The organism is Enterobacter cloacae complex sp. S1 (assembly GCF_014930525.1).
Lineage (GTDB): Bacteria > Pseudomonadota > Gammaproteobacteria > Enterobacterales > Enterobacteriaceae > Enterobacter > Enterobacter hormaechei_C.
Genome location: NZ_JADBRE010000010.1, coordinates 1 through 18,283 on the forward strand (window position 1 = coordinate 1; position 18,283 = coordinate 18,283).

Sequence of the window (18,283 nt, forward strand, 5' to 3'; positions counted from 1 at the left end):
GGATAATTTTAAGTCAATTAACTAAAAGTTAATTGAGTTTGTACGGATTAATCTTATAGAGAGTAACATAAAAATACTCATTAGGGAGTAAATCTGAGGATTACTCTTGTCCGTATTTCTCTAAAAGTGCTTCAGCAATCGCCATGGTTTCCACATCCGCTACACCATTCCATAACTGCGGACGGAAATGCATCTGGAAAACCATGATGATGCGTTTTTGCTGTTCGGGCGTACTGTTTTCTGGCACCTCGTAACCGTAGCGCGCCAGCAAATCGAGGAGTGCTGCGGTATCAACCTGCTGATAATGCGGTCGCCCGTTGATATAAAAATTCACGCGCCCCGGATCGGGCCAGGCTCCGATACCCTGCTGCGCCAGTTCGCGCCACGGAAACAGTGGCCCAGGATCGTCTTTACGCTGCGGGGCGATATCCGAGTGTGCCACCACGTTCTGCGGTTTAATGTCGTAGCGGGCGATGATGTCTCTGGCAAGCGGGATCAGCGCCGCAATTTGCCCCGGTTCGAAGGGGGTAAAGGTTTTCACGTCACCGATTTTCCGCCAGCCGCGGTTTTCCAGCTCAATGCCGACGGAGGTATCATTTATGCGGTTGGTGCCACGCCAGAAGCTGATGCCCGCATGCCAGGCCAGTTCGCTCTCCGGGACCAGCTGCCAGATACGCGGTTTGCCCTGCGGAGCTGGCGGCTTTGCGGGGATGAGATAGTGAGAGCTGACGTTTTTATCGGTCAGGGTCGCAAGCGAGGTGTCGAAATCATCGGCGGTGTAGTGAATAACCAGCACCTTTATACGCGGGTAGGCCGCCTGCGCCTGATGGCGCGTATCCAGCTCGTACGCGCCTTTATCAACAATGCCCTCTTCCGAGGCGCATCCTGCCAGCAACATCGCCAGCAGGAGGGTTGAGAGCGAACGCTTCATCGACGGGTCTTCACCGCCGTGCCGCTTACGCTCACCATCAGCATGCTGGCATCTTTTCCGACCGTTTCGTAGTCGATATCAATGCCCACCACCGCATCCGCGCCCAGCGCTTTGGCCTGCTCGCCCAGCTCCTTAAACGCAATCTCGCGCGCTTTACGCAGCTCTTTCTCGTACGCGCCGGAGCGTCCGCCGACGATATCCCGAATGCCGGCAAAAAAGTCGCGGAAAATGTTGGCGCCCAGAATCGCCTCACCGGTGACCACGCCGCAGTACTCGGTAATCGGTTGACCTTCCAGGGTTGGCGTTGTTGAAAATTGCATACTTTCTCTCCTTCTTTAGCGTTCAATGCGTTAGCGACAGCATTATCGGTTCGTTACGCTATGATTGAAAGGATAGTTAATAAATAAGGAAATCAACATGCGCTACTCTGCTTTAACGCTTTTAGTGCCATGCGCGCTGGTGCTCAGCGCCTGCACAACGCCGGTCACGCCAGCCTTTAAGGATATCGGAACCCGCAGCGGCCCTTGTATTGAGGGTGGCCCGGATGCCGTGGCGCAACAATTTTATGATTACCGTATTCAGCATCGCGGTAATGACCTGACCGCCCTGCGCCCGTACCTGAGCGATAATCTGGCGAAACTGCTCACCGACGCTTCGCGCGATCCGCAGCACAACGCCCTGCTGTCATCCGATCCGTTCTCCAGCCGCGCCACGCTGCCGGACAGCGCCGACGTCGCCAGCGCGTCCACCATACCGAATACCGACGCACGCAATATTCCCCTGCGCGTGAAGCTCACCCAGGGGACGCAAACCTGGCAGGATGAGGTGCTGATGATCCGTGAAGGCCAGTGCTGGGCAATAGACGATGTGCGCTACATTGGCGGCAGCGTTCATGCCCCGGCGGGCACCCTTCGCCAGTCGATCGAGAACCGCTAACGCCTCCGTTCAATAAACGTTAACCCCGTAAAATGTCCGGCATTTCCTGCGGAATGCCGACATTTATACTCGCCCCCCTTTCCCGTCGCTATTTTGTGCTATGTTTAAGAGGAAACACGGGTTATATTTAACTTTTAACGCAGAAATATTGCATAACTATTCTGTCAACGGTACTATCTGCGGCCTCAATTGCTATAGATTGCCTGGATGAGTAAAGACTGCCCCGATGAGTATTAAACTAAACGGCATTAACTGCTTCTACGGCGCACACCAGGCGCTGTTCGACATTACGCTGAGTTGCCCGGAGGGCGAAACGCTGGTTTTGCTCGGCCCAAGCGGCGCGGGAAAAAGCTCCCTTCTGCGTGTTCTTAATCTGCTTGAAATGCCCCGTTCGGGGACGCTGGCCATCGCCGGTAACCATTTTGACTTCGCGAAAACCCCGTCTGATAAAGCGATTCGTGAACTGCGTCAAAACGTGGGCATGGTTTTCCAGCAATACAATCTCTGGCCGCATCTGACGGTGGTGCAAAACCTGATTGAAGCCCCGTGCCGCGTGCTTGGCTTAAGCAAAGACCAGGCGATGGCGCGTGCGGAAAAGCTGCTGGAACGTCTGCGTCTGAAACCGTACAGCGACCGGTATCCTTTACACCTCTCTGGTGGTCAGCAACAGCGTGTAGCGATTGCCCGTGCGCTGATGATGGAGCCGGCAGTGCTGCTGTTTGACGAGCCAACCGCGGCGCTGGACCCGGAAATTACCGCCCAGATCGTGAGCATTATTCGTGAGCTGGCGGAAACCAACATTACCCAGGTCATCGTGACCCACGAGGTGGAAGTGGCGCGCAAAACCGCCAGCCGCGTGGTCTATATGGAAAACGGGTATATCGTTGAGCAGGGTGACGCGAGCTGCTTCACTAACCCGCAAACCGATGCCTTCAAAAACTATTTATCTCACTGATGTGTTAGGGAAATTATAATGAAAAAAGTATTGATTGCCGCGCTGCTTGCTAGCGTCAGCCTTTCCGCTACCGCAGCCCAGACCATCCGTTTCGCCACTGAAGCGTCCTACCCTCCGTTTGAATCCATTGATGCGAACAACAAGATTGTTGGCTTCGACGTGGACCTGGCAAACGCCCTGTGTAAAGAGATCGACGCGACCTGTACCTTCAGCAACCAGGCGTTCGACAGCCTGATCCCAAGCCTGAAGTTCCGCCGTATCGACGCCGTAATGGCCGGAATGGACATCACTCCGGAGCGTGAAAAGCAGGTTCTGTTCACCACCCCTTACTATGACAACTCGGCCCTGTTCATCGGTCAGAAAGGTAAATACGCCTCCGTTGACCTGCTGAAAGGCAAGAAAGTCGGCGTGCAGAACGGCACCACGCACCAGAAATTCATCATGGATAAGCATCCGGAAATCACCACCGTGCCGTATGACAGCTACCAGAATGCGAAGCTGGACCTGCAAAACGGTCGTATCGATGCGGTGTTCGGGGACACGGCTGTCGTGACCGAATGGCTGAAAGCGAACGACAAGCTGGCCGCCGTGGGTGACAAGGTGACCGATAAAGACTACTTCGGTACAGGTCTGGGTATTGCCGTACGTCAGGGCAATACCGAGTTGCAGCAGAAATTCAACGCTGCGCTGGAAAAAGTGAAGAAAGACGGCACCTACGAAACCATCTACAAAAAATGGTTCCAGAAGTAATTCCTGATGAATGAAATTTTTCCTTTAGCAAGCGCCGCCGGGATGACCGTCGGCCTTGCCGTTTGTGCACTGATTATCGGCCTCGTACTGGCGATGTTCTTTGCGGTGTGGGAGTCCGTTAAGTGGCGCCCTGTCGCATGGCTCGGTTCAGCGCTGGTGACTGTGCTGCGTGGACTGCCAGAAATTCTGGTGGTCCTGTTTATCTATTTCGGCTCCTCACAGCTGCTGTTAACGCTGTCGGACGGCTTCACGATTAATCTCGGCTTTGCGCAGATCCCGGTGCAGATGCAGATTGAGAACTTCGACGTCAGCCCGTTCCTGTGCGGCGTGATTGCGCTCTCCCTGCTCTATTCGGCCTATGCGTCACAAACGCTGCGCGGCGCGCTGAAAGCGGTACCGCAGGGTCAATGGGAATCCGGCCAGGCGCTGGGTCTGTCGAAAGCGGCGATCTTCTTCCGCCTGGTGATGCCGCAGATGTGGCGTCATGCCCTGCCAGGGCTGGGTAACCAGTGGCTGGTACTGCTGAAAGATACCGCGCTGGTGAGCCTGATCAGCGTGAACGATTTGATGTTGCAAACAAAAAGTATCGCCACCCGTACGCAGGAGCCGTTTACCTGGTACATCGTCGCGGCGGCTATCTACCTGGTGATCACGTTGCTGAGCCAGTACGTTCTGAAGCGTATTGATCTGCACGCAACGCGTTTTGAACGGAGACCAGGCTGATGCTGGATTATTTACCCGAACTGATGAAAGGGCTGCACACCAGCCTGACGCTGACCGTCGCGTCTATCATCGTGGCGCTGATCCTGGCGCTGATCTTCACCATCGTCCTGACGCTGAAAACGCCGGTGCTGGTGTGGATTGTACGTGGCTACATTACGCTCTTTACCGGAACGCCGCTGCTGGTGCAGATCTTCCTGATTTACTACGGCCCGGGCCAGTTCCCGTCGTTACAGGAATATCCGGTTATCTGGCATCTGCTCTCTGAGCCATGGCTCTGCGCCCTGATTGCCCTCTCCCTGAACAGCGCGGCCTATACCACGCAGCTGTTCTACGGCGCCATTCGCGCGATCCCGGAAGGCCAGTGGCAGTCCTGCGGGGCGCTGGGCATGAGCAAGAAGGATACGCTGGCGATCCTGCTGCCCTACGCCTTTAAGCGCGCGCTCTCTTCCTATTCCAACGAAGTCGTTCTGGTGTTCAAAAGCACCTCTCTGGCCTACACCATCACCCTGATGGAAGTGATGGGCCACGGACAGCTGCTGTACGGACGCACCTACGACGTGATGGTGTTCGGTGCGGCGGGTCTGGTCTATCTGGTGGTCAACGGTCTGCTGACCCTGATGATGCGTCTTATCGAGCGTAAGGCGCTGGCGTTTGAGCGCAGAAATTAATCAACTTAATGCATAAATGTGTTTTTAAAGTGCGGGTAACCTGATGGGTTATCCGCATTTTTTTATGCTTTAAATAATATTTAATCATATTTATTGCATATAAATTCATTGAGTGGCATTGTACATCCATGCCGCAGACACGGCGCATAATGACAAGATTGACAGACGGGAGCATTACAATGAAAAAGTTAGTTCTGGCCGCATTACTCGCAACCTTCGCCGCTGGCGCATCCGCCGCCGATAAAATCAATTTCGGCGTTTCTGCCACCTATCCGCCGTTTGAATCGCTGGATGCCAGCAACCAGATCGTCGGCTTCGACATCGACCTGGCGAAAGCGCTGTGCAAGCAGATGCAGGCCGACTGCACCTTTACTAACCACGCATTTGACAGCCTGATCCCGTCCCTGAAATTTAAAAAGTACGACGCGGTGATCTCCGGCATGGACATCACGCCAGAGCGCAGCAAGCAGGTCGCGTTCACCGACCCGTACTACGCGAACTCTGCGGTGGTGATTGCGAAGAAAGGGGCTTATAAATCTTTCGACGAGCTGAAAGGCAAGCGCATCGGCATGGAGAACGGCACCACGCACCAGAAATACCTCCAGGACAAGCATCCTGAAGTGAAAACCGTGGCCTACGACAGCTACCAGAACGCCATTATCGACCTGAAAAATGGCCGTATTGATGGCGTATTTGGCGACACCGCGGTCGTGAATGAGTGGCTGAAAACCAACCCGCAGCTGGGTACAGCGACGGAGAAAGTGACCGATCCGCAGTATTTCGGCACTGGCCTCGGTATTGCCGTGCGTCCGGATAACAAGGCTCTGCTTGAGAAACTGAACGGCGCGCTGAAAGCGATCAAAGCTGACGGCACATACCAGAAAATCAGCGAGCAGTGGTTCCCGCAGTAATGGTTTTTGCCGGGTGACGGCTGCGCCTTACCCGGCCTACGGGGGGAGTTGTAGGCCGGGTAAGCGCAGCGCCACCCGGCACTCTCTCACAACGGCACAAAGAACCTGAACCGTGCCCCGCTCACGGACTCCATCAGCCTGATCCCCCCGCCGTGCAGCTCCAGCATTCTTTTCACGATTAACAGCCCTAACCCGCCCCGGTGCTCCCGCGAGGCCTGTGGATTTAACGCTGACGGACGCTGGAACAGATCGTCCCGTAATGCGGCATCAACACCCGTTCCGCTGTCGGCCACTTCAACCTGTAACCGGTCGTTCTCCTGCCACACCGCCAGACGAATGTCTCCACCTGCTGGGGTATGGCGTATCGCATTATCCAGCAGATTCGTCACCACCCGTTCAATCATGGAAACATCGGCCAACACCTGCGGCAGCGGACCCGGGACGTCAATGTGCAGATTTAACTCACGCGTGCGGGCAGCGAGTTCAAACTTTTGCGCCACGTCGGAAATCAGTTCAGCCATGGCAAAACGCTCGCGCTGGGGCTTGATGCCGCCGTGCTCAAGACGCGCCAGCTCGAACAGCTGCTGCGACAGATGGCGTACCTTTTGCCCCTGACGCAGCGCGGTAGCGAGGTACTGCTGATGCTCCTGCGGCGACAGCGTTGCGGATTTCAGCGACAGCGTTTCCAGATAACCCAGCAGCGACGTCAGCGGGGTGCGTAAGTCGTGCGAAATGTTGGCGATAAACTCCCGGCGCTGGCGGTCGCTGTCGGCCAGCCGATCCCACTGAGAGGTGATTTTGCGCGCCAGCTCGATAAAGGTATTGCGCAGGATCGCCACTTCATCCTGGCCGGCAGGCTCAAGCGGCTGGGCCGCCAGCTGCTTAATCGCGCTGATGCTGTCCTGCTCCAGCCCGGCCACGTCCAGCGTGAGCTCTTTAACCGGGCGCGTCACCCAGTACCAGAGCAGCAACCCCGCCAGCAGACCAAACAGCGCCACCAGCAGCATCGACCACAGCGCCGTACTCCAGAGCGCTTTGTGCCAGGCCATCTCCGCCAGCGCGTTGGACTCCTCCCCCTGCAAAATAATGTACAGATACCCCTTCAGCTCACCGTCCTGCCGCAGCGGGGTGGCGCTGAAGACTTTCTTATTCTGGCTTCGGGGATCGTCGCCAAACACCGGCATCACCGTCCCGCTGAGGAAATTCTGTATCGGCGCGAGGTCAATTTTTTGCCGCTGAATGTGCCCCGGCGGGGCGGCATCGGCCAGGATATCGCCATCTGGCGAGACAACATACAGCTCGACGCTCGGATTAAACGTCATCAGCCGGTCGAACAGCGGTTTTAAGGCGCTGCGATCCACCCTGCCCTGCGTATCCAGAATCGCTTCCCGCTGCACAATCTGCTGCGCCAGCCCGCCGGAGAGCCGCTGCACCATCGCATTGCCGTACTGCATGCTACTGTAGAGCTGCACCGCACAGGCGACGGTGGCGCAGAGCAGCAGTAACACCGTAAACAGCAGCGTCAGGCGCTGGCTCAGGCTAAAGCGACGCATCATGATTCTGCTCCGCAAATTTGTAGCCTTTGCCCCAGACGGTGCGAACGATCTCCGGCTCGGCGGCATCTTTCTCTATTTTAATGCGCAGGCGGTTAATGTGGGTATTGACGGTGTGTTCGTAGCCTTCGTGCTGATACCCCCATACCTGCTCCAGCAGTGCCAGCCGCGAAAAGACCTCTCCGGGATGGCGGGCAAAGAAATAGAGCAGTTCAAATTCGCGCGGGGTGAGATCGACGTGTTGACCGTTAAGGCGCACGGTGCGCGCCAGCGGATCGATAGTCAGTCCGTGCGCCTGAATAATGCCGTCCGTCTGCGCCTGGCCCATCGCCTGCTGACGTCGAAACAGCGCCTTAATGCGGGCAATCAGCTCCTGCACCGAGAAAGGTTTTGCCAGATAATCATCCGCCCCGGTTTCCAGGCCGGTAATACGGTCAGTTTCACTGCTGCGGGCGCTAATGATGATAATGGGCAGGTAGCGGGTCATCTGGCGGATACGGCGGCAAATCTCCAGACCATCGACATTCGGCAGCATCAGATCGAGGATCACCGCGTCCCACGGCTGTGTTTCAAGACGCTGTAAGGCGTTGCCCCCGTCGGGCTCGTGGGTAATGGCGTAGCCTTCATCTTCCAGATTAAGACGCAGGAGTGCCGCGATATCGTGGTCGTCTTCTACCAGCAGGATCTGCTTCATGGGTAAGCCTTCAATCATTTGTTATGACATAAGCTTACCTGATTTCGAGCGGGGGAAGAGTTCACATTTTGTTGAAGATTTGGAGGTTAACAAACCACATAACCGGTCTCCTCTGTATTTTCTGAAGCAGCCTCGCAGGATTTAACTTCTCCTTTCCCCCCTCTTTTTATTAAGGTTTTACCGACGTATGTTCAGCTCACACCAGCAAAATCTGGTGTCGGGATTGGCATCCTGCATAACATACTGACGACGTGAGACTTTTTTACGCTGTGCGTCCGGTTACACTTCAATGATGTTTATATGTCGATCGTCTCGCCTTTTTCAGACACACTTCTCACCCTTCCTGTTAATCACAATACCGAATTCACCGGTCTGGCCGACAACTGCCAACGCTACTGCGAAGCGCTGGTTGAAGAAATCGATCCTGCCAGAAAAATGGCGCTCTGTGGCCGCCTCGCCACCTGTCTTGCCTTGCTCCGCCCGATGCTGCTTGAACCTTTGCCGTTATTGTGAGGAAGGGAGTACTTGCGGGGGAGTCGCATTCCTGGGTTGAGCAAACAAAGCCGGGTGGCGGCTACGCCTTACCCGGCCTACTCCGGATCGTAGGCCCGGTAAGCGCAGCGCCACCGGGCGATGTTGAGGATTAACGCGTTTTCACCAACAACGTCAACACTTCATAATGGGCGGTATGCGGGAACATATCGAAAAGCTGAACGCGTGCAATGCGGTATCCCGGCAGGCTGGCAATATCCTTCGCCATGGTCTGCGCGTTACAGCTGGAGTAGACGATGTACTCCGGCGCCATCTGGCTCAGGTAGTCGCAGAGCGCCTGGCCGATACCCCGGCGCGGCGGGTTCACCAGCACCAGCTCCGGCACGTTGCCCTGTCCGGTGGCGAACCGGGTCGAGTCTAGCGCCTGGAAGTGCAGATTCGTCAGCCCCAGCTCTGCGGCGGACTGCTTCGCGCAGGCAATCGCTTCGGCGGAGATCTCAATTCCGGTGAGCTGCATGTCTGGCGTGGAACAGTGCAGACCAAAGCCGCCGACGCCGCAGAACAGATCCCACATGTGATGAACCTGTAACGCACGCACCCAGTCGCGCGCGGTGGCATACAGCGCGCTGGCGACGGTGGGGTTAGTCTGAAAGAAGCTTTGCGGACGGATCCACAGCGGCACGCCGTTAAAGCTCTCCGCCAGCGCATGCTGTTCGGTGAAGAAAATCTCTTTCTCCCCTTCCATGATCGCCATATGCACCGGCTGAATATTCGCGGTGATCACCTTGAGCTGCGGAAGCTGTTCCTGCAACCCCGGAAGCGCCGCGCGCAGCTGCTCCAGCTTGTTTTCCGAACGCAGCACAAAGCGCAGCATCATCCCGCCGTCGATCTGGCTTTCGGTCAGCAAAAGGTATTTCAGCTCGCCGCGCCTGCGGGCAACGTTATAGGGCGTTAACCCCGCCCGGGCGATAAACGGTTTCAGCGCGCTAAACACCGGCTCAAACGAGGCGGGATATAGCGGGCAGTCGGTTAAATCTTCCGGGGTGCCGTCGCGGTGCAGCATCCCCAGCAGCGGCTTTTCAACGCTGCCGCTGACCACCATTTTGGCTTTATTGCGAAAGCCCTGTTCCGGGCCACTGACGGGTGCGCACCACTCGCCCACCGCATGTGCTGTCAGCAGCTGTTGCAGGTCGGCCATTTTGGCGGTGAGTTGTTGAGAGACCGGCTGTTCTATCCACTGACAGGAGCGGCAGCGTCCGGCGTCATAGAGTGCGCACTGCATATGAAAACCTTAAGAAACACGAGGGCTGCGATTATACACATTATTGCAGGCGGAAGAACCGCCGACTGGAAGCCGGGAGATAAAGCAGGCAGAGCACCAGCATATCCGGCAGTTTTTGCATCACCAGTGAATGGAAAATCTCGCGTCGCGACTCACCGGGTATGCTGAACAGCTCCGGATAGCCATAGCCCAGCGAGGCGGCCCACAGGTAGCCTGCGGCGGTGATCTGCGTAAGCAAATACACCCAGCGCGCCCAGTTACGTCCTTTCACCAGCGAGAACGCACAGTAGATCTCAATAAACACCAGCATCAGGCTGCTGAGAAACACCAGCGTCAGATTCCACGTCTGCGCGCTGCGGTGAATAAATTCCCCCATTCCGCGCGGACCCAGCGTGTTCATTATCATCAGCACATCCAGGCAGCGGATCATAATAATGGCGAGCGCCGCCACCTGCACCAGTGCAGGGACGTTCGGACGAGCGTGCGAATGACGTGTTTTTTGTAAGAATCCCAATGTTTTTACTTCCCTGAAAAACAGTGCCGCGTCATACGCGGCACATCACTGGAAATAGTAATTCCTTCAGCCGCGTCTTGCACGCTGGATATCGCGCACACGCTGTTTTTCCGCGCGCGCCATCAAATACCAGGCGATAAATCCGACAATTCCGACCACGCCAAGGATGATGGACGCCAGGGCGTTGATCTCCGGATTCACCCCCATCCGCACGCTGGAGAAGACCAGCATCGGCAGCGTCGTCGCGCCCGGTCCCGACACAAAGCTGGCGATAACCAGATCGTCGAGCGAGAGCGTGAACGCCAGCAGCCAGCCGGAGATCACCGCCGGCATAATCATCGGCAGCGTGATGATGAAAAAGACCTTCAGCGGCGTTGCGCCGAGATCCATCGCCGCCTCTTCAATGGAGCGATCCAGCTCGCGCAGCCGCGAGGAGATCACCACCGCCACATACGCCGTACAGAAGGTGACATGTGCCAGCCAGATGGTGAGCATCCCGCGATCCGCTGGCCAGCCGATGGCGTGCGCCAGCGCGACAAACAGCAGCAATAGCGACAGGCCGGTGATGACGTCCGGCATAACCAGCGGGGCGGTGATCATAAACGCGAAACCATTCGCCCCGCGGAAACGGCCAAAGCGCACCATCACCAGCGCGGCAATCGTGCCCAGCACGCAGGCCATCGTCGCCGCCAGCGCCGCAATGGTCAGGCTCAGCCCCACCGCGCTCATCATCGCATCATCGTGGAACAGCTCGCTGTACCAGCGCGTGGACCAGCCCGCCCAGACGGTGACCAGCTTAGAGCTGTTGAACGAGTAGATCACCAGCATCAGCATTGGCGCATACAGGAAGGTAAAGCCGATAATCAGGATCGCAATTCGCCACGGGGAGCGTACTACCGGTAAGTTGTTCATCCGTGGTCTCCCATCTGTTTCTGCTGATGTTTGTGGAACCACATGATCGGCACGATCAGCAGCAGTAACATGACGATCGCCACCGCCGAGGCCACCGGCCAGTCGCGGTTATTGAAGAACTCCTGCCACAGCACGCGGCCAATCATGATGCTGTCCGGGCCACCGAGCAGTTCCGGGATCACAAACTCCCCGACCGCCGGGATAAATACCAGCATCGATCCGGCGATGATCCCGCCTTTGGTGAGCGGCACAATGACGCTGAAGAAAGTCTTCAACGGGCGTGCGCCGAGATCCAGCGAGGCTTCCACCAGCGAGTAATCGATTCGCGTCAGCGCCGTATAGATTGGCAGCACCATAAACGGCAGATAGGCATAGACAATCCCGATATACACCGCAAGGTTGGTGTGCAGGATCGTCAGCGGCTGGTCGATGACCCCAAGCCACAGCAGGAAGTTATTCAGTATGCCGTTATTCTTCAGGATCCCCATCCACGCGTACACGCGGATCAGGAACGACGTCCACGACGGTAAAATGACCAACAGCAGTAAAATATTTCGCGTCGACGGCTTGCTGTGCGCCACTGCCCACGCCAGCGGGTAGCCCATCAACAAGCAGCAAATCGTAGAAATAGCCGCAACCTGTAACGACTGCAAATAGGCTTCGAAATAGAGCGGATCGTCGGTCAGTTGCAGGAAATTACCGAGGTTTAAGGTCAGCGTCAGCTGCCCGTCGGCCCACTCCCACAGATCGGTATACGGTGGGATCGCCCGCGCCATCTCCGCCAGGCTGATCTTAAAGACGATCAGGAACGGCAGCAGAAACAGCAGGATCAGCCAGATATAGGGCATGGCGATGACCAGCTTGCGGCCATGCGCCATCTGCATGCGCGCCAGCCAGAGCGCGAAACCGCCCGGTTTTTTGACGCGGGCTGGAGGTTCAAGTGTGCTCATGACCGCTCCTTATACCGTCAGGACTACGCAACTGTCCGCATCCCAGCAGAGGCTCACTTCGTCGCCCCAGGTTGGCTGTCCCTTGCGATACCGGTGTTCGTTCTGTAACTGGGCGCTGAGCATCTGGCCGCTTTTCAGGCGCACATGGTAAATCGACAGATCGCCGAGATAGGCAATGTGCACCACTTCGCCCACGGCAAAGTTATAGCCATCGGCGGGCGGCTCATCGCAAAGCATGATTTTTTCCGGGCGCAGGGCAACGTAAACCGGCACGTTGTCGACCACGGAGTTATCAGAATCAACCTTCAACGGATGCACCAGCCCCGGCGATTCAATCACCAGACCGTCTTCCTGGCGTTCCTTCAGCAGCCCTTCGAAGACGTTCACCGAGCCGATGAACTCCGCGCTGTAGCGGGTTGTCGGGTGTTCATAAATCTCTTCCGGCTCGCCGATCTGCACAAACTTACCGCGATTCATGATCGCAATGCGCCCGGCCATGGTCATCGCCTCTTCCTGGTCATGAGTCACCATCACGCAGGTCACCCCCACGCGCTCGAGGATATCCACCACTTCCAGCTGCATCCGGTCGCGCAGCTTTTTGTCCAGCGCGCCCATCGGCTCGTCGAGCAGTAATAATTTTGGACGCTTCGCCAGACTTCTTGCCAGCGCCACGCGCTGACGCTGGCCGCCGGAAAGCTGATGCGGCTTACGCTTCGCAAACTCCTGCATATGCACCAGGCTCAGCATCTCCGCCACGCGCGCGGTGATTTCGGCTTTCGGCAGTTTGTCCTGCTTCAGGCCAAAGGCGATGTTCTGCTCAACGGTCATATGCGGGAACAGGGCATAGGACTGGAACATCATGTTTATGGGCCGCTGGTACGGCGGCACGCTGGAGAGGTCTACCCCATCCAGCACGATCTGCCCGGCGGTAGGCTGTTCAAAGCCTGCCAGCATACGCAGCAGTGTGGATTTGCCGCAGCCCGATGCGCCGAGCAAAGCAAAAATTTCACCTTTGTAGATCGTCAGGCTGACATCGTCCACGGCATGCTGGCCGTCGAAGGATTTGGTGAGGTTACGAATTTCAAGAAGCGGGGTCAGCGCTTTACGGACTTTCGCCTGCGGGCGGGGGATCGCGTCATTCACGGGGTGCTCTCCGGCATAGATCAACACTGGTGCAAACGCACCGTCAGGGTGCGCATCGCCGGGCGGCGCTAACGCTTGCCCGGCCTACGGGATCTGTCGGCCCGGTAAGCGACAGCGCCACCGGGCAACGATATCAAACGCCGTTACTTACCGCTTTTCACCTTGGTCCACGCGCGGGTACGCACACGGTCAATTTTCGGTTCCTGCACTTTCAGGGTGAAGAGCTTGGCAAACACATCGGCTGGCGGATAGATCGCCGGATTATTGCGGATTTCTTCGCTCACCAGCGGCACGGAGGCCTTGTTACCGTTGGCGTAGTAGACATGGTCGCTGATGTGGGCAATCACCTCCGGACGCATCAGGTAGTTGAGGAACTGATACGCTTCCTCTTTATTTTTCGCATCAGCCGGCATCGCGAAGACGTCGAAGAACGCCAGCGCCCCCTCCTTCGGAATGAAGTAGGAAACATTTACGCCGTTTTTGGCCTCTTTCGCGCGGTTCGCCGCCTGCCAGACATCGCCCGCCCAGCCGATGGCCACGCAGATATCCCCGTTAGCCAGGTCGTTGATGTACTGAGAGGAGTGGAAGTAGCGAATATTCGGACGCAGCTTCAGGAGCAGGTCGGTTGCCGGACCGGTGTAGTCGTCGGCCTTGCTGCTGTTAGGATCTTTGCCGAGATAGTTAAGCACGGTGGCGAAAATCTCTTCCGGCGCATCGAGGAAAGAGACGCCGCAGCTTTTCAGCTTCTCGAGGTTTTCCGGCTTCAGCACCACGTCCCAGCTGTCCAGCTTGACGTCCGGGCCCAGCGCCGCTTTGACTTTATCCACGTTATAGCCAATACCGGTGGTCGCCCACAGGTAAGGCATCGCGTATTTATTCTCCGGATCGTGCTTCGCCACCAGCTTCAGCACGTCCGGATCGAGGTTTTTCCAGTTCGGTAATTTGCTCTTGTCCAGCGGCTGGAAGACACCGGCGGTCAGCTGACGCTCCAGGAAGCTTGCCGACGGCACCACCAGATCGAAACCGGTGCTGCCCGCCATCAGTTTGCCTTCCAGCACTTCGTTGGAATCGAATACGTCGTAGACAACCTTAATGCCGGTCTCTTTTTCAAAATTCGCGACGGTGTCCGGCGCAATATAGTCAGACCAGTTATAGACGTGCAGCGTTTTTTGTTCCGCAGCGAGCGTGCCGGCAGAGACGGCCATCAGAGCACCCGCAACCAGACCCGATAACCATTTTTTATTCAAGGCGATCATATTGTTATTCCTTCTGAAAGTTCGTTAACAAACGAACCAAAACTGTGCAGCCTGAAGATATGCAATAATCATGCATAGTTTGTCGCTCTGCCCGAAATAAAATACCCCCCTCTTCCCGGCAGGTTCCGCTCGCTTTTTTAAGCACCGCAAGAATAACTGTAGCCCGTGTCTCCGGCTATAGCCCAGACGAAAAAACGCCTTTTATCAATTTTTTATGCAGATTATGTCTACGTGATAAGCCGAAACGGCCGGAGAGGAGGTGAAAAACTCTTTAAAGAAAGGTTAAAAGCAGCAGAAAAAATGGTGTTATGCAGCCGCTCTGGCAGCGACTGCGCAAAAGTCAGACAGGCTTAGTGGAGAAAATTGGGAGATGCATCATTATTCTCGGCATCATCTTCCGCGCTATACAGCAGGTGATGTGCGTTGGCTTCCATCATTACCATGGAAATTTGCTCTTCGCTCAGGCGCATAAACCAGGCGAACTGCTTGAAGGAGAGCCCCGCGCCGGAGAATAAAGACTGGCAAACCACCAGCTTTGGCAGATTATCATCCTGTATGTCGAGAAACGCTTTCACCGTCAAAGAACTGGCGTTGATCGCTGACAGATCAGACGCCAGCGCCAGCAGCGCAGAAGGCTTTACTTCAGCCAGCGCCGAGAACAGGATCACGTCGTTAATCAGATCGATTTTGGCATCGAAAATGCCATCGAAATTTTGCATGTGAGGCAGATGCAGCGCCTGGCAGGAGTCGCATTCGAAGAAAGTAATACCGGCATCATCGAGCCATTGACGTAACGTATCCAGTGTAGGTACGACCTGTAAATCCATCGCTGTGCAGCCTCTTAAATAAAAACGTTGTCCAGATTACGCAAAAAGTGCGCGCCGATCCATTTAACCGCCCGTTTTCAGGCAAAATCCCGGCGTCGCATGGCGTTCAATCCATGCGATCATTTTACCTGCAATATCGACGCCTGTGGTTTTTTCCACCCCTTCCAGCCCCGGCGAGGCGTTGACTTCCATCACCAGCGGCCCGCGCCCGGCACGCAGCAGATCGACCCCCGCCACGTCCAGGCCCAGCGTCTGCGCTGCTTTCACCGCAATCTCGCGCTCGCGCTCGCTAATAAGGGCCACCCGCGCGATACCGCCGCGGTGCAGGTTAGAGCGGAAGTCGCCCTCTTTTGCCTGCCGCTCTATGGCGGCCACCACCTCATCGCCCACCACAAAGCAGCGGATGTCGCACCCGTTGGCCTCTTTAATATACTCCTGCACCAGAATATGGGCATTCAGACCGCGAAACGCGTCGATCACGCTTTCCGCCGCCTGACGCGTCTCCGCCAGTACCACCCCAATACCCTGCGTACCTTCCACCAGCTTAATAACCAGCGGCGCACCGCCCACCATGTCGATTAAATCGCTGGTGTCGTCCGGGGAGTGGGCAATCCCGGTGACGGGCAGATCGATCCCCTGGCGCGCCAGCAGTTGCAGCGAGCGCAGCTTATCGCGGGCGCGGGAGATCGCCACGGACTCGTTGAGCGGATAGCTTCCCAGCATTTCAAACTGGCGCAGCGCAGCCGTACCGTAATAGGTGATCTGGGAGCCAATGCGGGGAATTACCGCATCAAAATGCGGGAGTTTGCGGCCTTTGTAATGAATCGACGATGCCGCAGGGTCGATGTTCATATAGCAGGACATCGGATCGAGGATCTCAACCTGATGTCCGCGTTTCGCCGCCGCTTCTCGCAGGCGTTTACATGAATAGAGCGTTCCATCCCGGGACAATATGGCAATTTTCACCCTGCACCTCTCTAAAGACATGGTAAAAGCCTGCCTATCATACACGAGGCGCAGGAGGAATGGACTACCGCGTTGCCCAGCCCTGTTTGTGCAGGTAATCAAGAATGAACGGGCGGTTCTCCTTGATGATGGTGCGACGAATATGGTCGCTCCAGGTGTCGCGGCGGTTGTTGCTGTCGCGCGTCAGATAGTAGTTCGCCAGCTCTTCATCGTATTGATGCAGAACGTCCTGGTCGACCGGCTGGTAGTGGTTTTCATGCACCAGCATCGCAGCAGGAATGCGCGGCTTCAGATCCGGGTTATCCGCCGGCCAGCCGAGGCACAGACCAAACAGCGGCAGCACGTGTTTCGGCAGCTTCAGCAGTTCCGTCACGCTTTCGATGTTGTTACGCAGCCCGCCAATATAGACGCCGCCAAGCCCCAGCGATTCCGCCGCCGTGAACGCGTTTTGCGCCATCAGCGCCGTATCCACCACGCCCAGCAGCAGCTGTTCCGCCAGCCCCAGCTCGGCCTCGGGGCAGATTTGCAGATGACGGTTAAAATCGGCGCAGAACACCCAGAACTCAGCCGCCTGGGCAACGTGCTTTTGTCCGCCCGTCAGCGTTACCAGCTGCTCACGCATCGCCGGATCGGTGATGCGGATAATGGAGCTGCACTGCAAAAAGCTGGAGCTGGAGGTGCCTCTTGCGCTGTCGATGATCGCTTCCCGCTGCGCCTGGGTAATCGGCTCATCGGTGAAATGGCGAATGGAACGGTGGGAACGAAGCAGGTCAATGGTTGGCGTCATTTTGTCTCTCTTTGTGTTGCGTAAAACGTATGGCAGCCAGTATAGGCAATGATCCACCTGATGTAATTGGCGAAACATAGCCTGACTGTATCAAAGTGACAGGTGAAACCTTCTTTCCATGACGGCAGGTTATCGTGCACTATAGGCGCCATTCGCCGTCAGGCTTGTTTTTTGAGGAGAGAGAAATGTTTGCAGTAATTTTTGGTCGTCCAGGATGCCCTTACTGTGTACGCGCGAAAGAGCTGGCAGAGAAACTGACTGAAGAACGTGATGATTTCAACTTCCGTTACGTGGATATCCACGCGGAAGGCATCACTAAAGCCGATCTGGAAAAAACCGTGGGTAAACCGGTTGAAACCGTGCCGCAGATCTTCCTCGATCAGAAACACATCGGCGGCTGCACCGATTTTGAGGCCTACGCCAAAGAACACCTGGGCCTGTTTGCGGCTCAGTAATGCGAAGACGCCCTCACCCTGAGGGCGTTTTTATTTACGGTGCTTCCTCTGTTGCAGCAGGCTGCGCGTAAATAAGAAACAGAGCGCGCCCAGCGCACACCAGAAAACGCCACTCAGTAGCCACGCCACTTCCTGCCAGACGCTTCTCGACGAGAGAAACAGCACGCGCATCAGAAGCAGGCAGAGCGGGGCCGCAAGCATTGCCCCAATAAGCGGCATCACCACCTCGCCTTTACGCGAGAGAAAACCGGCGACTACCCCCGGCAGGATGAAGAACAACAGGCCCAGCTCGGGATGACCGGACGCTCTGAAGGCGCCTTTCACGTTAAAAGCGAGCGACATGCAAACGACCGTAAACAGCAAAAAACAGCTGATTACGCCAGCCCAGTTTCGTTTAAAGTTCAAACTATCCTCCTGACTTATCTCTATCAAATACAAAAATCGTCCGGTGGACGCCCAGTCAGATAAAGCAATGCGGCAATCCTTGCCAAAGCACGCACAGAAGTCGTGCGATAATAGGTGGCTGTCGGTAGCTATTACGATTAAACTAACCGACTGCTAGTGTTTAGGGTATTTAT

Annotated in this window: 22 protein-coding genes; 8 read left to right on the forward strand and 14 right to left on the reverse strand. The window is 56.2% G+C overall.

Translation table 11 applies throughout. From position 1 onward, the window contains the following. Positions 1–100 precede the first annotated feature (100 nt). Both IM290_RS08665 and IM290_RS08670 read right to left on the reverse strand, forming a co-directional pair. On the reverse strand, positions 101–931 hold the full coding sequence (locus IM290_RS08665; protein WP_193041648.1) for an N-acetylmuramoyl-L-alanine amidase: 831 nt from the start codon (positions 929–931) through the stop codon (positions 101–103). Next, on the reverse strand, positions 928–1,251 hold the full coding sequence (locus tag IM290_RS08670; protein ID WP_006174327.1) for a heavy metal-binding domain-containing protein: 324 nt from the start codon (positions 1,249–1,251) through the stop codon (positions 928–930). The genes IM290_RS08665 and IM290_RS08670 overlap by 4 nt, the downstream gene beginning before the upstream one ends. A 97-nt stretch (positions 1,252–1,348) precedes the next feature. Between IM290_RS08670 and IM290_RS08675 the strand changes: the two genes are divergently transcribed. The 6 genes from IM290_RS08675 (at position 1,349) to artJ (ending at position 5,874) form a co-directional block, all read left to right on the forward strand. Next, the gene (locus IM290_RS08675; protein ID WP_015571007.1) at positions 1,349–1,867 is read left to right on the forward strand and encodes a lipoprotein; all 519 of its coding nucleotides are present in this window, start codon (positions 1,349–1,351) and stop codon (positions 1,865–1,867) included. Between the two features lie 226 nt (positions 1,868–2,093). Next, positions 2,094–2,822: an arginine ABC transporter ATP-binding protein ArtP gene (artP, locus tag IM290_RS08680; RefSeq protein WP_006809439.1), complete on the forward strand. Its 729-nt coding sequence runs from the start codon at positions 2,094–2,096 to the stop codon at positions 2,820–2,822. An 18-nt stretch (positions 2,823–2,840) separates the two neighbouring features. Next, positions 2,841–3,572, forward strand: a complete 732-nt coding sequence (gene artI / locus IM290_RS08685) for an arginine ABC transporter substrate-binding protein ArtI (RefSeq protein ID WP_006174322.1) — start codon at positions 2,841–2,843, stop codon at positions 3,570–3,572. Between the two features lie 6 nt (positions 3,573–3,578). Beyond that, positions 3,579–4,295: an arginine ABC transporter permease ArtQ gene (artQ, locus tag IM290_RS08690; RefSeq protein ID WP_193041649.1), complete on the forward strand. Its 717-nt coding sequence runs from the start codon at positions 3,579–3,581 to the stop codon at positions 4,293–4,295. Further along, positions 4,295–4,963, forward strand: a complete 669-nt coding sequence (gene artM, locus IM290_RS08695) for an arginine ABC transporter permease ArtM (RefSeq protein ID WP_003858369.1) — start codon at positions 4,295–4,297, stop codon at positions 4,961–4,963. Before artQ ends, artM begins: the two co-directional genes overlap by 1 nt. A gap of 179 nt (positions 4,964–5,142) precedes the next feature. Next, positions 5,143–5,874, forward strand: coding sequence for an arginine ABC transporter substrate-binding protein ArtJ (artJ, locus tag IM290_RS08700; protein WP_015571008.1), 732 nt, complete (start codon positions 5,143–5,145; stop codon positions 5,872–5,874). Positions 5,875–5,960: 86 nt separating this feature from the next. Here artJ and IM290_RS08705 read toward each other — a convergent pair whose 3' ends face one another. Both IM290_RS08705 and IM290_RS08710 read right to left on the reverse strand, forming a co-directional pair. Next, positions 5,961–7,430: a sensor histidine kinase KdpD gene (locus IM290_RS08705; RefSeq protein ID WP_047056416.1), complete on the reverse strand. Its 1,470-nt coding sequence runs from the start codon at positions 7,428–7,430 to the stop codon at positions 5,961–5,963. Then, the gene (locus tag IM290_RS08710) at positions 7,414–8,121 is read right to left on the reverse strand and encodes a response regulator transcription factor (protein ID WP_022650690.1); all 708 of its coding nucleotides are present in this window, start codon (positions 8,119–8,121) and stop codon (positions 7,414–7,416) included. Before IM290_RS08710 ends, IM290_RS08705 begins: the two co-directional genes overlap by 17 nt. 300 nt (positions 8,122–8,421) lie before the next feature. Between IM290_RS08710 and IM290_RS08715 the strand changes: the two genes are divergently transcribed. Beyond that, positions 8,422–8,634, forward strand: coding sequence for a hypothetical protein (locus IM290_RS08715; RefSeq protein WP_226875975.1), 213 nt, complete (start codon positions 8,422–8,424; stop codon positions 8,632–8,634). Between the two features lie 130 nt (positions 8,635–8,764). Here IM290_RS08715 and rlmC read toward each other — a convergent pair whose 3' ends face one another. From rlmC to nfsA, 9 genes are all read right to left on the reverse strand, one after another. Continuing rightward, a complete protein-coding gene (gene rlmC / locus IM290_RS08720; RefSeq protein ID WP_193041650.1) occupies positions 8,765–9,895 on the reverse strand; it encodes a 23S rRNA (uracil(747)-C(5))-methyltransferase RlmC in 1,131 nt (376 codons plus the stop codon). A 40-nt stretch (positions 9,896–9,935) separates the two neighbouring features. Beyond that, complete coding sequence (locus tag IM290_RS08725; protein ID WP_085929694.1) at positions 9,936–10,433, reverse strand: YbjO family protein; 498 nt, start codon at positions 10,431–10,433, stop codon at positions 9,936–9,938. A gap of 42 nt (positions 10,434–10,475) precedes the next feature. Next, positions 10,476–11,321, reverse strand: coding sequence for a putrescine ABC transporter permease PotI (potI, locus tag IM290_RS08730; RefSeq protein WP_003858378.1), 846 nt, complete (start codon positions 11,319–11,321; stop codon positions 10,476–10,478). Beyond that, entirely contained in the window at positions 11,318–12,271 is a 954-nt protein-coding gene (gene potH / locus IM290_RS08735) for a putrescine ABC transporter permease PotH (protein WP_017693731.1), read from the reverse strand. Before potH ends, potI begins: the two co-directional genes overlap by 4 nt. Before the next feature lie 9 nt (positions 12,272–12,280). Beyond that, the gene (potG, locus tag IM290_RS08740; protein ID WP_006809449.1) at positions 12,281–13,414 is read right to left on the reverse strand and encodes a putrescine ABC transporter ATP-binding subunit PotG; all 1,134 of its coding nucleotides are present in this window, start codon (positions 13,412–13,414) and stop codon (positions 12,281–12,283) included. Positions 13,415–13,557: 143 nt separating this feature from the next. After that, positions 13,558–14,670 carry a spermidine/putrescine ABC transporter substrate-binding protein PotF gene (potF, locus tag IM290_RS08745; RefSeq protein WP_015571013.1) on the reverse strand — a complete coding sequence of 371 codons (1,113 nt, stop codon included), beginning with the start codon at positions 14,668–14,670 and terminating at the stop codon, positions 13,558–13,560. A 350-nt stretch (positions 14,671–15,020) separates the two neighbouring features. Continuing rightward, positions 15,021–15,497, reverse strand: a complete 477-nt coding sequence (locus IM290_RS08750) for a YbjN domain-containing protein (protein WP_003858385.1) — start codon at positions 15,495–15,497, stop codon at positions 15,021–15,023. 63 nt (positions 15,498–15,560) lie between these two features. After that, the gene (gene rimK, locus IM290_RS08755; RefSeq protein ID WP_017384877.1) at positions 15,561–16,463 is read right to left on the reverse strand and encodes a 30S ribosomal protein S6--L-glutamate ligase; all 903 of its coding nucleotides are present in this window, start codon (positions 16,461–16,463) and stop codon (positions 15,561–15,563) included. A gap of 64 nt (positions 16,464–16,527) precedes the next feature. After that, entirely contained in the window at positions 16,528–17,250 is a 723-nt protein-coding gene (gene nfsA, locus IM290_RS08760) for a nitroreductase NfsA (protein ID WP_015571015.1), read from the reverse strand. Between the two features lie 185 nt (positions 17,251–17,435). Here nfsA and IM290_RS08765 point away from each other — a divergent pair, with 185 nt between their 5' ends. After that, on the forward strand, positions 17,436–17,705 hold the full coding sequence (locus IM290_RS08765; protein WP_006809455.1) for a GrxA family glutaredoxin: 270 nt from the start codon (positions 17,436–17,438) through the stop codon (positions 17,703–17,705). Between the two features lie 30 nt (positions 17,706–17,735). On the opposite strand, the gene IM290_RS08770 is transcribed toward IM290_RS08765, so the two are convergent. Beyond that, positions 17,736–18,110 (reverse strand): inner membrane protein YbjM, encoded by a 375-nt coding sequence (locus tag IM290_RS08770; RefSeq protein ID WP_017384878.1) that lies wholly within the window; start codon positions 18,108–18,110, stop codon positions 17,736–17,738. Between the last annotated feature and the right edge of the window lie 173 nt (positions 18,111–18,283).

What these genes read in the sequence shown, in the direction of transcription:
- artM (WP_003858369.1), top strand. Translation starts at nt 4,295, where the DNA reads ATGCTGGATTATTTACCCGAACTGATGAAAGGGCTGCACACCAGCCTG.
- IM290_RS08750 (WP_003858385.1), bottom strand. Translation starts at nt 15,497, where the DNA reads ATGGATTTACAGGTCGTACCTACACTGGATACGTTACGTCAATGGCTC.
- IM290_RS08705 (WP_047056416.1), bottom strand. Translation starts at nt 7,430, where the DNA reads ATGATGCGTCGCTTTAGCCTGAGCCAGCGCCTGACGCTGCTGTTTACG.
- IM290_RS08665 (WP_193041648.1), bottom strand. Translation starts at nt 931, where the DNA reads ATGAAGCGTTCGCTCTCAACCCTCCTGCTGGCGATGTTGCTGGCAGGA.
- IM290_RS08765 (WP_006809455.1), top strand. Translation starts at nt 17,436, where the DNA reads ATGTTTGCAGTAATTTTTGGTCGTCCAGGATGCCCTTACTGTGTACGC.
- artP (WP_006809439.1), top strand. Translation starts at nt 2,094, where the DNA reads ATGAGTATTAAACTAAACGGCATTAACTGCTTCTACGGCGCACACCAG.
- IM290_RS08675 (WP_015571007.1), top strand. Translation starts at nt 1,349, where the DNA reads ATGCGCTACTCTGCTTTAACGCTTTTAGTGCCATGCGCGCTGGTGCTC.
- nfsA (WP_015571015.1), bottom strand. Translation starts at nt 17,250, where the DNA reads ATGACGCCAACCATTGACCTGCTTCGTTCCCACCGTTCCATTCGCCAT.
- potH (WP_017693731.1), bottom strand. Translation starts at nt 12,271, where the DNA reads ATGAGCACACTTGAACCTCCAGCCCGCGTCAAAAAACCGGGCGGTTTC.
- artI (WP_006174322.1), top strand. Translation starts at nt 2,841, where the DNA reads ATGAAAAAAGTATTGATTGCCGCGCTGCTTGCTAGCGTCAGCCTTTCC.
- IM290_RS08670 (WP_006174327.1), bottom strand. Translation starts at nt 1,251, where the DNA reads ATGCAATTTTCAACAACGCCAACCCTGGAAGGTCAACCGATTACCGAG.
- artJ (WP_015571008.1), top strand. Translation starts at nt 5,143, where the DNA reads ATGAAAAAGTTAGTTCTGGCCGCATTACTCGCAACCTTCGCCGCTGGC.
- IM290_RS08710 (WP_022650690.1), bottom strand. Translation starts at nt 8,121, where the DNA reads ATGAAGCAGATCCTGCTGGTAGAAGACGACCACGATATCGCGGCACTC.
- rlmC (WP_193041650.1), bottom strand. Translation starts at nt 9,895, where the DNA reads ATGCAGTGCGCACTCTATGACGCCGGACGCTGCCGCTCCTGTCAGTGG.
- IM290_RS08715 (WP_226875975.1), top strand. Translation starts at nt 8,422, where the DNA reads ATGTCGATCGTCTCGCCTTTTTCAGACACACTTCTCACCCTTCCTGTT.
- potF (WP_015571013.1), bottom strand. Translation starts at nt 14,670, where the DNA reads ATGATCGCCTTGAATAAAAAATGGTTATCGGGTCTGGTTGCGGGTGCT.
- artQ (WP_193041649.1), top strand. Translation starts at nt 3,579, where the DNA reads ATGAATGAAATTTTTCCTTTAGCAAGCGCCGCCGGGATGACCGTCGGC.
- potI (WP_003858378.1), bottom strand. Translation starts at nt 11,321, where the DNA reads ATGAACAACTTACCGGTAGTACGCTCCCCGTGGCGAATTGCGATCCTG.